Source organism: Streptomyces sp. NPDC101110, from assembly GCF_044759525.1.
In the GTDB taxonomy this organism is placed as follows: Bacteria; Actinomycetota; Actinomycetes; order Streptomycetales; family Streptomycetaceae; genus Streptomyces.
The window spans coordinates 168393-182786 of record NZ_JBIVZM010000015.1; the positions used below are offsets into that span (position 1 = coordinate 168393).

The 14394-nt window shown below is 70.9% G+C and carries 10 protein-coding genes; all 10 read right to left on the minus strand.

The features are described 5' to 3' along the window. Positions 1-289 precede the first annotated feature (289 nt). The 10 genes from ACIQU3_RS30605 to ACIQU3_RS30650 all read right to left on the minus strand — a co-directional run bounded on the left by ACIQU3_RS30605 (position 290) and on the right by ACIQU3_RS30650 (position 14347). A complete protein-coding gene (locus tag ACIQU3_RS30605; RefSeq protein WP_403928777.1) occupies positions 290-1723 on the minus strand; it encodes an NAD-dependent malic enzyme in 1434 nt (477 codons plus the stop codon). A 331-nt stretch (positions 1724-2054) separates the two neighbouring features. Beyond that, positions 2055-4352 (minus strand): HelD family protein, encoded by a 2298-nt coding sequence (locus ACIQU3_RS30610; RefSeq protein WP_403928779.1) that lies wholly within the window; start codon positions 4350-4352, stop codon positions 2055-2057. A 125-nt stretch (positions 4353-4477) separates the two neighbouring features. After that, positions 4478-5308: an anti-sigma factor family protein gene (locus tag ACIQU3_RS30615; RefSeq protein WP_403727053.1), complete on the minus strand. Its 831-nt coding sequence runs from the start codon at positions 5306-5308 to the stop codon at positions 4478-4480. Continuing rightward, on the minus strand, positions 5308-5829 hold the full coding sequence (locus tag ACIQU3_RS30620) for a sigma-70 family RNA polymerase sigma factor (RefSeq protein WP_010039908.1): 522 nt from the start codon (positions 5827-5829) through the stop codon (positions 5308-5310). Before ACIQU3_RS30620 ends, ACIQU3_RS30615 begins: the two co-directional genes overlap by 1 nt. Positions 5830-6181: 352 nt before the next feature. After that, positions 6182-6775: a CGNR zinc finger domain-containing protein gene (locus tag ACIQU3_RS30625; protein WP_403928782.1), complete on the minus strand. Its 594-nt coding sequence runs from the start codon at positions 6773-6775 to the stop codon at positions 6182-6184. A gap of 248 nt (positions 6776-7023) precedes the next feature. Beyond that, the gene (locus ACIQU3_RS30630) at positions 7024-8172 is read right to left on the minus strand and encodes a uroporphyrinogen-III synthase (protein ID WP_403727060.1); all 1149 of its coding nucleotides are present in this window, start codon (positions 8170-8172) and stop codon (positions 7024-7026) included. Between the two features lie 194 nt (positions 8173-8366). Next, positions 8367-9752 carry a nitrate/nitrite transporter gene (locus ACIQU3_RS30635; protein ID WP_403727062.1) on the minus strand — a complete coding sequence of 462 codons (1386 nt, stop codon included), beginning with the start codon at positions 9750-9752 and terminating at the stop codon, positions 8367-8369. Positions 9753-9910: 158 nt separating this feature from the next. Then, positions 9911-10873, minus strand: coding sequence for a hypothetical protein (locus ACIQU3_RS30640; RefSeq protein WP_403727064.1), 963 nt, complete (start codon positions 10871-10873; stop codon positions 9911-9913). Between the two features lie 85 nt (positions 10874-10958). After that, a complete protein-coding gene (locus ACIQU3_RS30645) occupies positions 10959-12158 on the minus strand; it encodes an acyltransferase (RefSeq protein WP_403928785.1) in 1200 nt (399 codons plus the stop codon). After that, a complete protein-coding gene (locus ACIQU3_RS30650) occupies positions 12155-14347 on the minus strand; it encodes a bifunctional polysaccharide deacetylase/glycosyltransferase family 2 protein (RefSeq protein ID WP_403727069.1) in 2193 nt (730 codons plus the stop codon). Before ACIQU3_RS30650 ends, ACIQU3_RS30645 begins: the two co-directional genes overlap by 4 nt. Positions 14348-14394 lie beyond the last annotated feature (47 nt).

The window sequence follows — 14394 nt, forward strand, 5'->3', positions numbered from 1 at the left end:
CAGGGTCCTCGTTGAGTCCCCGGACCCGGGTCCGTCGTCAGACCCTCGCGCCCAGGGACGCATCCTGCCCCTACCTGCGGCGGGAAAGCCAATCCGGCACCCGCCGGAGTCGTGAGAACACCCTTGGGGAGTCACACGAAAAGAGGGCCTGAGCCTTGCGCCACGATAGCTCCGCTGCTGACAGGGTTCTTGCGACGCGCCGGGTTCCAGGCTGCCGTGGGGTTACTCACAGTCCGGGCCCCCGGGTCGCCCGGGCCCCCGCCCCGGGGGGCCCGGCCCTGCCCCGGCCTCAGACGCCGGCCGGGCTGCCCGTCGTCGCGCCGACCGCCCTGGCGGCCTCCCGCACGGCACCGGCGACCGCACCCGCGACCTTGTCGTTGAAGACGCTCGGGATGATGTAGTTCGGGTTCAGCTCGTCCTCGGTCACCACATCGGCGAGGGCCGTCGCCGCGGCCAGCATCATCTCGGTGTTGACGGTCCGGGACTGCGCGTCCAGCAGACCGCGGAAGACGCCCGGGAAGACCAGCACGTTGTTGATCTGGTTCGGGAAGTCCGAGCGGCCGGTGGCGACAACCGCCGCGGTCTGGCGGGCGATTGCCGGGTCGACCTCGGGGTCCGGGTTCGCGAGCGCGAACACGATGGCGCCGTCGGCCATGGCGGCCACGTCGTCGCCGTCGAGGACGTTCGGGGCGGAGACGCCGATGAAGACGTCGGCGCCGCGCACGGCCTCCTTGAGGGTGCCGGTGAGGCCCTCGGGGTTGGTGTTGTCGGCGATCCAGCGCAGCGCCGAGTCCTGGGCGGCGTCGACGAGGTCCTCGCGGCCCGCGTGCACGACACCGTGGATGTCGGCGACGACGGCGTTCTTGACACCCGCGGCGAGCAGCAGCTTCAGGATGGCCGTACCGGCCGCGCCGGCGCCGGACATGACGACACGGATGTTCTCGATCGCCTTGCCGGTGACGCGCAGCGCGTTGGTCAGTGCGGCGAGGACGACGATGGCGGTGCCGTGCTGGTCGTCGTGGAAGACGGGGATGTCGAGGGCCTCACGCAGCCGGGCCTCGATCTCGAAGCAGCGCGGGGCGGAGATGTCCTCGAGGTTGATGCCCGCGAAGCCCGGGGCGATCGCCTTGACGATCTCGACGATCGCGTCGGTGTCCTGGGTGTCGAGGCAGATCGGCCAGGCGTCGATGCCGGCGAACCGCTTGAAGAGGGCCGCCTTGCCCTCCATGACGGGCAGCGCGGCCTTGGGGCCGATGTTGCCGAGGCCCAGCACCGCGGAGCCGTCCGTCACGACCGCAACGGAGTTGCGCTTGATGGTGAGGCGGCGGGCGTCCTCGGGGTTCTCGGCGATGGCCATGCACACGCGGGCCACGCCCGGCGTGTAGACCATGGACAGGTCGTCACGGTTGCGGATGGGGTGCTTGGACGCCATCTCGATCTTGCCGCCGAGGTGCATGAGGAAGGTCCGGTCCGAGACCTTGCCCAGGGTGACGCCCTCGATGCCGCGGAGTTCCTCGACGATCTCGTCCGCGTGCGCGGTCGACGTCGCGGCGATGGTGACGTCGATACGGAGCTTCTCGTGACCGGATGCGGTGACGTCGAGGCCGGTCACCGAGCCTCCGGAGGACTCCACGGCGGTGGTGAGCTGCGAGACGGCGGTTCCGCTCGCGGGCACCTCCAGCCGGACCGTCATCGAGTAGGAGACGCTGGGCGCCGTTGCCATGGCCGACTTCCTCTGCTTTCACCTGAGCCTGAGTTGTGCCGTCCGATCGTCGCACCTACCGCTGAGTAGCAGGTAGCCGCCCTGGATTGCGAACGTTTTGTTCGCGGAATGGGGCAGCAAAAAGAGACCCACGTCACGTGGACGTGGGTCTCTTCACGGATAAGCGGCACCGACCCGCCATGCTCGCCTCGCGGCAAGTGGTCGCTCGTAGCGACGAAGGTTGGGCCCGGGGGCTTGGATCGGGCCGGTGCCACATCCAGGCTAACAAACAGATCCCGTAAGGCCATTCCCGTACCGGTAGTTCATTTCGGCGGTAAGTGGGTATCGGGCCTCAGTCCCTGAGCAGGTCCGGAACTCCCGCCGCGTCGGGCTCGTCCCGGTCGGCCGAGACGACCGTGAGCTGCTGGGTGGCCCGGGTCAGCGCGACGTAGAGGACGCGCAGGCCGGCCGGGGACTCGTCGGCGATCTCCGCCGGGGAGACCACGACCGTCGCGTCGTACTCCAGGCCCTTGGCCTCCAGGCTGCCGAGGGCGACGACCCGGTCGCCGAGGCCGGTGAGCCAGCGGCGGGCCTCCTCGCGGCGCTGCATGGCGACGACCACGCCGACCGTGCCGTCGACGCGCTCCAGCAGCCGGGCCGCCTCGTCGCGGACGGTGGTGCCCAGCGTGTCCTCCACGACGGTGAAGCGGGGTTCGAGGCCGGTGGAGCGGACCGCCTTCGGCGACACGGAGCCGGGCATGGCGAGGGCGAGGACCTTGGCGGCGAGCTCGGCGATCTCGGCCGGGTTGCGGTAGTTCACCGTGAGTTCGAAGCGGCGGCGGGGGCGGGTGCCGAGGGCCTCGTCGCGGGCCTCGGCGGCCTCGTCCGGGTCGGACCAGGAGGACTGGGCCGGGTCGCCGACGACCGTCCAGGTGGCGTGCCGGCCACGGCGGCCGACCATCCGCCACTGCATCGGGGTGAGGTCCTGGGCCTCGTCGACGATGACGTGGGCGTACTCGACGCGCTCCTGGGCGAGGCGTTCGGCCCGCTCGCGCTGCGACTCCTCACGTACCGGCATCAGCTCCTCCAGCCCGGTGAGCTGGTCGAGCGGGTCGAGTTCACGCTTCCTGCGGGGGCGGGCCGGGGCGCCGAGGACGGCCTGGAGCTCGTCGAGCAGGGCGATGTCGTGCACCGAGCGGCCCTCGCGCCTGAGCGAGCGGGCGACCTTGCGGACCTCGCCGGGGTTGAGGATCCGGCGGGCCCAGCGGCCGAGGCGGCGTTCGTCGGCCATTGCGTCCAGGACGGCGGCCGGGGTCAGCTCCGGCCACCAGGCGTCGAGGAAGGCGATGAAGTCGTCCTCGGAGGTGATGTCCTCGTCGAAGGAGGAGCGCAGCTCGGCGGCGAGTTCGGGGTCGGAGTGCCGGCCGGCCGCGCCGGACCGCTCCCACAGGGCGTCCAAGAGGAGCTTGCGGGCGCGGGGGCGCAGCAGGTTCACGGGCGCGGTGCCGCCGAGGGCGGAGCGGCGGATGCCGTCCAGCTCCCGGGCCTCCAGCTCCAGGCGACGCCCGAAGGCGACCACGCGCAGCCGGGCCGGCGGGTCGTTCAGCTCAAGGGCGCCGCGCGCGGCCTTGCGCAGCACCTTGAGCATGCGCGAGGAGCCCTTGGCGCGGGCCACCGACGGGGAGTCGTAGAGGGTGGCCTCGCTGCCCTCGACCAGGGAGCCGATGGCGCGGATGGCGACCTGGCCCTCCTCGCCGAGGGAGGGCAGCACGCCCTCGGTGTAGGCGACGAGCAGCGGGGTCGGGGAGACGATCAGGATGCCGCCCGCGTAGCGGCGCCGGTCCTGGTAGAGGAGGTAGGCGGCGCGGTGCAGGGCGACGGCGGTCTTGCCGGTGCCGGGGCCGCCCTCGACGTACGTCACGGAGGCGGCGGGGGCGCGGATGACCAGGTCCTGCTCGGCCTGGATGGAGGCGACGATGTCGCGCATCGTGTGGCTGCGGGCCTGGCCCAGCGCGGCCATCAGGGCACCGTCGCCGATGACGGGCAGCTCGCCGCCGTCGAGGTACGCCGTCAGCTCGGGGCGCATCAGGTCGTCCTCGACGCCCAGCACCCGGCGGCCCTTGGAGCGGATGACACGGCGGCGGACGACTCGGCCGGGGTCGACGGGGGTGGAGCGGTAGAAGGGGGCGGCGGCCGGGGCCCGCCAGTCGATGACCAGCGGTGCGTAGTCCTGGTCGAGGACACCGATGCGGCCGATGTGCAGGGTCTCGGCGATGTCGGCGGTGTTGTCGGGACGTACGGCGCCCTCCGCCGGCTCGACGGCGGTGTACGCCCCGTCCGGGCCCTTCTTGCCGTCCTTGCCGGTCAGGAGGTCGATACGGCCGAAGAGGAAGTCCTCGAACTCGTTGTTGAGCCGGCTGAGGTGGATGCCCGCGCGGAAGACCTGCGCGTCCCGCTCGGCGAGTGCGCCGGGGGTGCCGACCTGGCCGCGCCGGGCCGCGTCCTGCATCAGGAACTCCGCCTCGTGGATCTTCTCCTCGAGACGCCGGTACACCCGGTCCAGGTGTTCCTGTTCGACGTGGATCTCCCGGTCACGAACCGTGTCGTGCACCGAACCGACCGCGTCTTGTCTGTGAGCCTGAGCGGCCACCGGGCCCCCTTCTGACGTGCTGGGCAGCCGTCAACCGTACGCGAAGGGGACCCCTGGAAGCTACGGGCCGGCGGCAGGCGCGGGGCTGTTGCCCCCAATGGCGCCTGCCGGACGACCGGACAGCTCTACGCGTCGACCTCGACCAGCCGCTTGCCGTCGAAGGTCACGACCTCGAAGTGGTCGATCTCGTTGGGGTCGAAGGCGGCGCCGCCCTGGACGTACAGGGGCTCCTTGGCCTTGTCGGACTTGGCGTCCGGGAGGCCGTAACCCCACTCCGGGACGGACCAGGACGACAGGGTTTCGCGCTCGCCGTTCTTGCCGACCGCGACGAGGGCGCACTTGAGCGGGCCCTTGACGTTCTTCAGTTCGGTGACCACACCCGTCCCCCAGTCCTTCTTCTGGAGGGCGACCGTCGCGGTGACCTTGGTGGACGGGTCGGTGGCCGAGATCTTGTCGGAGATGCCGTCGAAGGCCGCCTTGGCGGGACTCGCCGCGAGCGGGCGGTTCTCGGCACCGCCGCCGCTGTCGCCGCCGTTCGTCGCGACCGCGACGAACGGGCCGCCGATGATCAGCGCGCCGGCCGCGGCCACCATGTAGAAGCTGCGGCGGCGCTTCTGGGCGCGGCGGTCGGCGACCTCGTCGACCAGCTTCTCCACCAGGCGCGGCCGGGGCTTCGCGGACAGCGAGTCGCCGATCGCGGGTGTGCTGCCGGAGCCGGGCAGATCGGCGAGGGCGGCGAGCATGGGCTCCATGCCGGCCAGTTCGTCGAGCTGCTGGGCGCACCATTCGCAGGTCGCGAGGTGGGCCTCGAATGCGGTCGCTTCGGCGTCGTCGAGGATGCCGAGGGCGTAGGCGCCGACGGTCTCGTGCTCGTTCGGCACCGGAGATTCCTGCATGGGTCCAGACATACCCATGCCTCCCGTGCCGAACCCTTGGTTACCCCCGTAAACACTCATCACGCCGTCACCCCCCGCTCCTCCAGTGCCAGCTTCATCGAACGCAGGGCGTAGAACACCCTGGAGCGGACGGTGCCGCTGGGTATGCCCAGGGTCTCGGCCGCCTCATTGACGGTACGCCCCTTGAAGTACGTCTCGACGAGCACCTCCCGGTGGGCGGGGGTCAGGTCGTCGAGTGCGTCCGAGAGAGTCATCAGCCACAGCGCCTTGTCGATCTCGTCCTCCGCGGGGATGACCTCCAGCGGCGACGGGTCGACCTCCTGCGGCCGGGCCTGCCGGCTGCGGTGGCCGTCGATGACGATGCGCCGGGCGACCGTCACCAGCCAGGGGCGTACCGATCCGGTCGCTCTGTTGAGCTGACCGGCGTTCTTCCAGGCACGGATGAGCGTCTCCTGCACGACGTCCTCGGCGCGCTGCCGGTCTCCGGCGACCAGGCGCAGGACGTATGCCAGCAGGGGTCCGGCGTGTTCGCGATAGAGCGCACGCATCAGCTCCTCGTCGGGTTCCGAGGGCTGGGACATGCGATGTCGGGCCCTCGGTGCACGTTCATTGGCCACGACGGAATCCTTGCGCACGCCCACCTCCGATGTCCGGGGGTTCCCCCAGTCGGTCGCTCCACATGCCGTACGCAAACGAGGGGTTGGGCGTTCAAAGGGACCCGACATATTTCTTCGAGATGACGTGACGAGCGGGACATGGGGTCACATTCCAACCCCGCGTTCTTTACATTTCCGCCACATCGGCAAGATCAAGCCAGGCCTTCCCTACGGTGGCGTAGGTAAACGGCATGTAACCGAAATCACTTTGGCGGTGCGGTCGCAGAAGTCGCATTTAGGACAGGGAAATTGAGTGCACGGACCACTCAATTCCGTTTCACGCGCGCGTGAGTGCCGCGCGGCGGCGATGCCGGGCGACGCGCTCGCGGTTCCCGCAGACCTCACTGGAGCACCAGCGCCGTCTGCGCCCGCGTGAGGTGTCGAGGTACACGATGGGGCAGTTGTCGCCTTCGCACTGGCGCAGCGCCGCGCGGGCGACGGGGTCGGTCAGCAGGTCCACGGCGTCCCGGGCGACGACCGCGAGCAGGGCGGCACAGCCGGGCGGTCCGTCCAACCGCCGCAGCAGCTGGCCGTCTTCACCGCGGACCGCGCGCGGGGCCGGGGGCGCGGTGCGGGCCAGGTCGTTGACCCGGGCGAGGGCGAGGTCGTTCGCGGCGGCCCCCGGTCTCGGCCGGCAGCGCACCAACCGGTCGACCTGGGAACGCAGTTCACGGAAGGCGAGCAGCCAGCCCGTGTCGGCGTGGGCCAGATCGGTACCGGCCGGGACGAGCCCGGAGCCGGTGATCCAGGCGCGCAGCACGTCCACGGAGTCGAGCCGCTCCTCGGGGTGCGTGGTGGAGAGCAGGTCCAGACAGATCCGCCCGGCGTCGAAGCGCAGCTCGTGGGAGGCCGTGGCCGTACTCAGTGCCATGTGCCTGTCACCGCCTAGGGGTTCACCCCGGTCGCGAGGGCATCGGTGGGACGCCGGTGAGAGGGCCGGTGGACCGTTCCCTCTTACAGTGCCTGCCCGCGGCGGAGCCGGAAACCCCTCGCACACACCTGCGCGGCACGCGTTCCGGCCACGCCGGCGCATTGCGTCACGCCCCCGCTGAGTCCCCGGACGGGCCCCGCACTCTGCGACATCAGATCGGCGGTTTCCGGCTCAACCCCGGGGCGCCCTCACGCGTCCGCGTACTTCGTCTCCGCGCTCGGGTCCAGCGCCAGGCGATACCCCCGCTTGACCACCGTCTGGATCAGCTTCGGGGTGCCGAGCGCCGTGCGGAGGCGGGCCATGGCCGTCTCCACCGCGTGTTCGTCACGGCCGGAGCCCGGCAGGGCGCGCAGCAGGTCGGCGCGGGCGACGACCCAGCCGGGGCGCCGGGAGAGGGCACGCAGGAGGGCCATGCCGGCGGGCGGGACCGGTTTGAGATCGTCGTCGACCAGGACGGCGTGACCGCGGATCTCCACGCGGTGCCCGGCGACGGGCAGGGAACGCGCCCGCCCGGGGAGTTCCTGGCAGAGGAGCTGGACCAGCGGGCCGAGCCGGAAGCGCTCCGGCTGGATCGTGTCGATGCCGCGGGACTGCAGGGGCAGGGCGGTGACCGGCCCCACGCAGGCCGGCAGGACGTCGTGGCTCAGCGCCGCCAGGACCTCGTCGAGCAGTCCGCGGTCCTTCGCCCGGGACAGGAGGGAGGCCGCGGCGGGGGCGCTGGTGAAGGTGACCGCGTCCAGGGCCCTGGCGACCGTAGCGTCCAGCAGCCGGTCGACCGGGGCGATGTCCTCCGGCGGCATCCAGCGGTAGACCGGCACCCCGACCACCTCGGCCCCGCCCTCCCGCAGCGCCTCCACGAACCCGGGCAGCGGCTCACCGTGCAGCTGGATCGCGATCCGCAGCCCGTCGACGCCCTCCTCCAGCAGCCGGTCCAGCACCTCCGCCATGGACTCCGACGACGGCGACCACTCCTCCGTCAGCCCGGCGGCCCTAACCGCGCCCTTGACCTTCGGCCCGCGCGCCATGATCCGTACGTCGCGCAGCCGCGCCAGCAGCTCCTCCCCCAGCCCCCAGCCGTCGGCGGCCTCGACCCAGCCCCGGAAGCCGATCGCGGTCGTGGCCACGACGATGTCCGGCACCTGCTCGATGATCTCCTTCGTCGCGGCCAGCAGCTCACTGTCGTCGGCGAGCGGCACGATCCGCAGGGCAGGGGCGTGCAGGACGGCGGCACCGCGTCGCTGCAGCAGCACGCCGAGCTCGTCGGCCCGGCGCGCTGCCGTCACACCCACGGTGAAACCCGCCAGGGGGCCGTGGTCCGGTCGCTGTTCTTCGTACATGGCTCTCGTCCCGCACTCGAGTCGTCGTACTTCATGGGTACGGCGTACCTACATGCCGATCGAGCCTGTCAACGGCTCGTGACAGGCTCGGATCGGTGTGATGTCCACGGTGTTACCGATGCCGTTTTCCGCTGCACCGACGGCCACGGGCTTCGGCCGGGGGCCCGGGGGTCGTCCCCCGGATCAGCACAGCGTCACACCTCGGCGTAGCTGAGCTGCGGCTTCGCCTCCGAGGTCGTCGTGGTGACGGGTACCCGGGGAGCCGTACGGCGAAGGTATACGGCCCAGGTGACCACGAAGCAGACCGCGTAGAAGGCGAGGAAGGCGACGAACGCCCCGGTGCCCGAACCGTAGGAGAGGAAGGACTGGCGGAAGGCGAGGTTGATGCCGACACCGCCGAGCGCGCCGACCGCACCGATCAGGCCCATGGACGCCCCGGACAGCCGTCGCCCGTACGCCGCCGCCTCCTCGCCCTGCAGCCCCTTGGCCAGGGCCTTGTTCTGGAAGATGCCCGGGATCATCTTGAACGTCGAGCCGTTGCCGAGCCCGCTGAGCACGAACAGCACCACGAACGCCCCGGTGAACAGCGCCAGCGACTTCTCCATGGAGGCGCCGATCAGCACCGCCGTCGCCGCAGCCATGGCGACGTAGTTCCACAGGCTGATCCGCGCGCCGCCGAAGCGGTCGGCGAGACGGCCGCCGACGGGGCGGATCAGGGAGCCGAGCAGCGGACCGAGGAACGTGACGTACGCGGCCTCCAGCGGGGTCCGGCCGAACTGGTTCTGCAGCACCTGGCCGAAGGCGAAGCTGTAGCCGATGAAGGAGCCGAAGGTGCCGACGTAGAGGAGGGACATGATCCAGGTGTGGCCGTCCCGCGCCGCATCCTTCGCGGCGCCGGTGTCGTTCTTGACGTTCTCCAGGTTGTCCATGAACAGCGCGGCCATGACGGCGGCCACGACGATCAGCGGGATGTAGATCCCGAGCAGCACGCGCGGCCCGCCGCCGGCGCCGATGATCGCCAGCGCGATGAGCTGGATGACCGGCACGCCGATGTTGCCGCCGCCGGCGTTGAGGCCGAGGGCCCAGCCCTTCTTCCGCAGGGGGAAGAAGGCGTTGATGTTGGTCATGGAGGACGCGAAGTTGCCCCCGCCGATACCGGCGAGCAGGCCGACCAGCAGGAACGTGGAGAATGAGGTGCCCGGCTCCATCACGGCGAACGCCGCGACGGTGGGGATCAGCAGCAGGGACGCCGAGATGATCGTCCAGTTCCGCCCGCCGAAGATGGCCACGGCGAAGGTGTAGGGGACCCGGACGACGGCGCCGACCAGCGTGACCATCGAGGTCAGCATGAACTTGTCGGCGGGGGTCAGTCCGTACTCCGGGCCCATGAACAGCACCAGCACGGACCACAGGGTCCAGATCGAGAAACCGATGTGCTCGGACAGCACGGAGAAGAAGAGGTTCCGGCGGGCGACCTTCTCCCCGGTCTCGTTCCAGAACGTCTCGTTCTCCGGATCCCAGTGCCGGATCCAGCGTCCGCCCCTGCTCGGGGGTGCGGTTGCCGTGCCAGGGCCTGTCATGACGCCTCCACTGTGCTCCGGGGCTCGGTCGTACTTCCGGTGACTGATCCCGAAGGTAGGGAGGGCTCGTTTCCTGCCTGTGGCAGCGAATGACCGCGAGGGAACTTTGCTCTCACCCCGCGCTCGGGCGGGATGAGAGGTTCCGGGCGGTTTCCGTGTCAGTGCTGCGGGGGCTGCCAGTGGGGGTTCTGCTGAGGCGGGGACTGCGGCTGGTGGTACGGCTGACCGTACGGCCCCGGGGGCTGCGCACCGTAGGGGCCGGGCGCGGCCTGGCCCGGATACGGCGCCGGGGCGGGCTGACCCGGGTACGGAGCATGCGCGGGCTGACCGGCGTAAGGGCCCGGGGCGGGCTGGCCGGGGTAGGGGCCGGGCGCGGGCTGACCGGGGTACGGGCCGGACGCGGGCTGACCGGCGTACGGCGCCGGGGCGGGCTGAGCGGCGTACGGGCCGGACGCGGGCTGGGCGTACGGGCCGGGGGCCGGCTGGGCGTACCCGCCGCCCGCGAACGGATTGCCCTGCCCGGGCAGCTGTGCCCCCGGCGGCAGATACCGCAGCCGCCCGTCCTCGTCGTGCACCGGCGTGAAGCCCGCCGCCTGCAGCCGGCCGGAGAACTTGGCGTTGCGCTTGCGCGTCACCACGAGGCCGACGCCGAAGACCGCCATGAGCAGCAACCACACCACACCGGCCGCGACGAAGTCGCCCGGCCGCCCGCCGAACCGGAAGGCGAGGATCACGCAGCCGACGCTGACACCCAGGGCTCCGTACCCCATGCGCTTCTCGGCGTTCTTGCCCGTGAGGTCGAAGTTGATGCGGGCCTTGAGGAGTTCGAACGCCTCCGGCACCAGGGGCGGCAGGGAGACACCGTCCGCCGCATTGGGGTACTGCGCCCAGTTCTGCCCGGCCCGGGCCCTTGCCTGCGGGCTCGGGTCGGGCACGAGCAGCATGGTGAGCGCGCCGCTGCGGCCGTTGCTCTGGCGGACGTCGGCGTACTCGTAGCCGAACTGCTGGGCCACGAAGGCCAGTCGGGCGAGCTTCTTCACGGACGCCATCGGACTGGTCAGCTCGACCGGCTCCCCGCCCGCCATCAGCCGCAGCATCTTCCGTGTCTGCCGCTTGCTCATTCCACCACTCCCCCGGGCCACCCTGTTCACAACCGCAACTCGGGCAGTTTTGCACACCGGGTGAGCCCGGGGGAAAGGGGTCCCGTCAGGCGCGCCTCCGGCTTCCGCGGGACTTCGCCCGGGACTCCCCCGTCGGCCACAACCGGGGCTTCTGCTTCGCCGCCAGGTCCTCCGCCCAGCCGAACGCCAGGACGCAGCAGCCGATCAGGATCCAGACCAGGACCAGCACCGGCCACACGCTCTCCAGCAGCCCGGGCACGTTCTGCTCCAGCAGGGGGAAGCCCCACAGCTGGTCCCAGAGGGTGGCGGCGATGAGGATGCAGGTGTTGTGCCACAGGTAGATGGTCACGGCCCGGGAGTTGAGGAGCGTGATCGTGCCCGCGAAGGGGCGCAGCCGGCGCGGCCATTCCGTCCAGGACGGGCTGAGGTGCAGCAGCAGGAACACCGTCCCGAAGGACCACAGGGCCTGGGCCAGCGGCATGCTGTCGAGGTCGTTGCCGGTGCCGAAGTCGTGGTGCAGGGCGTACCAGAGGCCGGCCAGGGCGATGACGGGTGCGACGGACGGCACGATGTAGCGCGGCAGCCGCCGCAGGATGCCCTCCTGGTGGGCCATACCGAGGATCCAGCAGGCGCCGAAGGTGGAGAAGTCGGTGAGCGCCGAGGGGATGCGCTCGCCGGGCAGCGTGATCCAGCCCTGTTCGAAGGCGACGGCCAGGACGATCGGGGAGAGGATCGTGAGGACCGGCAGGGCGCGCAGGGCCTTCAGCAGCACCGGCGACAGCAGGACGTACCAGAGGTAGGCGCGGATGTACCAGAGCGGACCGGCGAGGTCGGCGGCCCAGTTCTCGCCGATGAAGCCGTGGACGCCGGGCAGGCCCTCCGCGTACGGCGGGTCGCTGAGCGGGACGATCCAGAAGGTGAGGTGGAGCAGCCACCAGCCGGGGTGACCGTCCTCGTCCGGGCCCCAGCCCTGGAGGACCATGCCGGTGACGCCGACGACGCCGAGCAGCCACAGCGGGGGCAGCAGCCGCCGCATCCGGCTGCGGATCACCTGCACGGCCGGGCGCTTCAGGGAGCGGGCCATGAGGTTCCCGGCGAGCGCGAACATCACGCCCATGGACGGGAACACCAAGGGCAGCCAGGCCCAGCCCGTCAGGTGATAGAGCACCACACGGAACAGGGCGAGGGCGCGCAGCAGGTCGAAGTACCGGTCGCGGCCGGGCTTCTGGACGGGGGCCGCCTCGCTGGGCGCGGCCTCGGTGACGGGAGTGGCGTGCGTGGTCATCCGACCGGCCTCCCGTCCATCTGCGGCTGGGGCGCGGCGGTACCGGCCCCGGGCAGGCCCACCGCGCCGGTGCGCCGCAGCTTCTGCCAGCGCAGCCGGCCGCCGGTGAGGGCGGTGATCCACGACTGGAGCAGGACGACGTACATGAGCTGGCGGTAGAGGAGTTGCTGGAGCGGGAGTGAGATCAGGTGGGTCATGCGTTCCTTGTCCAGGTGGAACGCGTAGGCCGCGCACACCCCTTGCACTGCGAGGACGCCCAGCCAGGCGCCGATGGTCTTCTCCGTGGGCCCGAACACCAGCCCGTACAGCAGGAACACGTCGATCAGCGGGGCCAGCAGCGGCGCCACGACCATGAACATCGACACCAGCGGCATGCCCACCCGGCCGAAGCGGCCCGAGGGTCCCCGCTCGATGACGGAACGGCGGTGCTTCCAGATCGCCTGCATGGTGCCGTACGACCAGCGGTAGCGCTGGGACCACAGTTGCTGTACGGACTCCGGGGCCTCGGTCCAGGCGACGGCCTTCTCGGCGTACACCACGTGCCAGCCGTCGCGGTGCATGGCCATGGTGATGTCGGTGTCCTCGGCGAGCGTGTCGTCGCTCATGCCGCCGACGCGTTCCAGTGCGCTGCGCCGGAACGCCCCGACCGCGCCGGGGATGGTGGGCATGCAGCGCAGCACGTCGTACATGCGGCGGTCGAGGTTGAAGCCCATCACGTACTCGATGTGCTGCCAGGCACCGATGAGCGAGTCGCGGTTGCCGACCTTGGCGTTGCCCGCGACGGCGCCGACGCGCGGGTCGCCGAAGGGCTGGACGAGTTCGCGGACGGTGGTCGGCTCGAAGACGGTGTCACCGTCCATCATCACGATCAGGTCGTACTTGGCGTTGGCGATGCCCCGGTTGAGGGCGGCGGGCTTGCCGGCGTTGAGCTGGCGTACGACGCGTACGCCGGGCAGGCCCAGGTTCTCGACGATGCGGGCGGTGCCGTCGCTGGAGCCGTCGTCGATGACCAGCACCTCGATGGGGTGGTCGCTGGCGACGAGGGAACGGACCGTCTGCTCGATGCACTTGGCCTCGTTGTAGGCGGGCACGAGGACGGAGACCGGTTCCGTGACGGGGTCGCCCCAGCTGAAGCCGCGGCGCCGGACCCTGCGGGCGTGTGCCACGGAGAGGATCAGCATCAGCCCGAGCCGCGCGAAGACCAGTACGCCGACGACGGCGAGGCCGGCGACGAGGAACCCGGTCATCTTCTCGGAGGCCTGCACCAGGAAGACCCACGCCTCGCCCTTCAGCGACTCCAGTCCGGCGACCCGGGTGTGCGCGCTCGGGGCGTCGAGTGCGCCGGTGAGGGTGTGGAAGCGGTAGCCCTTGGCCTGCAGTCCGGAGACGTACCGGTCGAGGGCGGCTACGGTCTGGGAGCGGTTGCCGCCGGAGTCGTGCATCAGCACGACGGCACCGTCGCCGTTCTTCGGCGTGGCGTTGCGGATGATCTGCTCGACCCCGGGCTTGCGCCAGTCCTCGCTGTCGGTGTCGTTGACGATGGTGATGTAGCCCTTGCTGCCGATGTACTCGGTGACCGGCCAGGTGTTGTTGTCCATGTTCAGGGCGAACGACGAGTAGGGCGGGCGGAACAGCGAGGTGCGGATGCCGGCCGCGCCGGCGAGCGCGAGCTGGTTCTGCGACAGCTCCCAGTCGACCCGGCTCTTGCTCTGCAGCGACAGGTCGGGGTGGTTGAAGGTGTGCAGTCCGATCTCGTGGCCCTCGTCGACCATGCGCTGGACGAGGTCCGGGTAACGGGAGGCCATGGTGCCGGTGATGAAGAAGACGGCACGGGCGTCGTGCTTCTTCAGCACGTCGAGGACCTTGGGCGTCCACATCGGGTCGGGGCCGTCGTCGAAGGTCAGCACCAGTTCGTGGTCCGGGAGGTCCAGGCTGGTCGCCTTCCCGCCGCGGGTGTCGATGACCGGGCCGCCCTTGAGGATGTCCTTCGGGACGCGGTCGTTCGCCGCGGGCGGTCCGACGCGGTGGTCGGCGAGGACCTCGCTGTGCACGTAGCCGCGCAGCATGAGCATCGCCCCCAGCGCGACGAGTACGAGCAGGGGCAGCAACAGACGCATGGGCAGGCGCCGGCGCCTGGAGCCGCCACGGGCTCGCGGCTCGGGCCCGGAACGGCGGATTCGGGATGCCATGGGTGGTGGTACTCCGGGTGGTGCGGATGGGGTGGCACGGGGACGTG

Coding starts and splice junctions, on each gene's coding strand:
- ACIQU3_RS30605 (WP_403928777.1), bottom strand. CDS start 1,723: ATGGCAACGGCGCCCAGCGTCTCCTACTCGATGACGGTCCGGCTGGAG.
- ACIQU3_RS30615 (WP_403727053.1), bottom strand. CDS start 5,308: ATGAGTGTTTACGGGGGTAACCAAGGGTTCGGCACGGGAGGCATGGGT.
- ACIQU3_RS30620 (WP_010039908.1), bottom strand. CDS start 5,829: ATGTCCCAGCCCTCGGAACCCGACGAGGAGCTGATGCGTGCGCTCTAT.
- ACIQU3_RS30625 (WP_403928782.1), bottom strand. CDS start 6,775: ATGGCACTGAGTACGGCCACGGCCTCCCACGAGCTGCGCTTCGACGCC.
- ACIQU3_RS30630 (WP_403727060.1), bottom strand. CDS start 8,172: ATGTACGAAGAACAGCGACCGGACCACGGCCCCCTGGCGGGTTTCACC.
- ACIQU3_RS30635 (WP_403727062.1), bottom strand. CDS start 9,752: ATGACAGGCCCTGGCACGGCAACCGCACCCCCGAGCAGGGGCGGACGC.
- ACIQU3_RS30640 (WP_403727064.1), bottom strand. CDS start 10,873: ATGAGCAAGCGGCAGACACGGAAGATGCTGCGGCTGATGGCGGGCGGG.
- ACIQU3_RS30645 (WP_403928785.1), bottom strand. CDS start 12,158: ATGACCACGCACGCCACTCCCGTCACCGAGGCCGCGCCCAGCGAGGCG.
- ACIQU3_RS30650 (WP_403727069.1), bottom strand. CDS start 14,347: ATGGCATCCCGAATCCGCCGTTCCGGGCCCGAGCCGCGAGCCCGTGGC.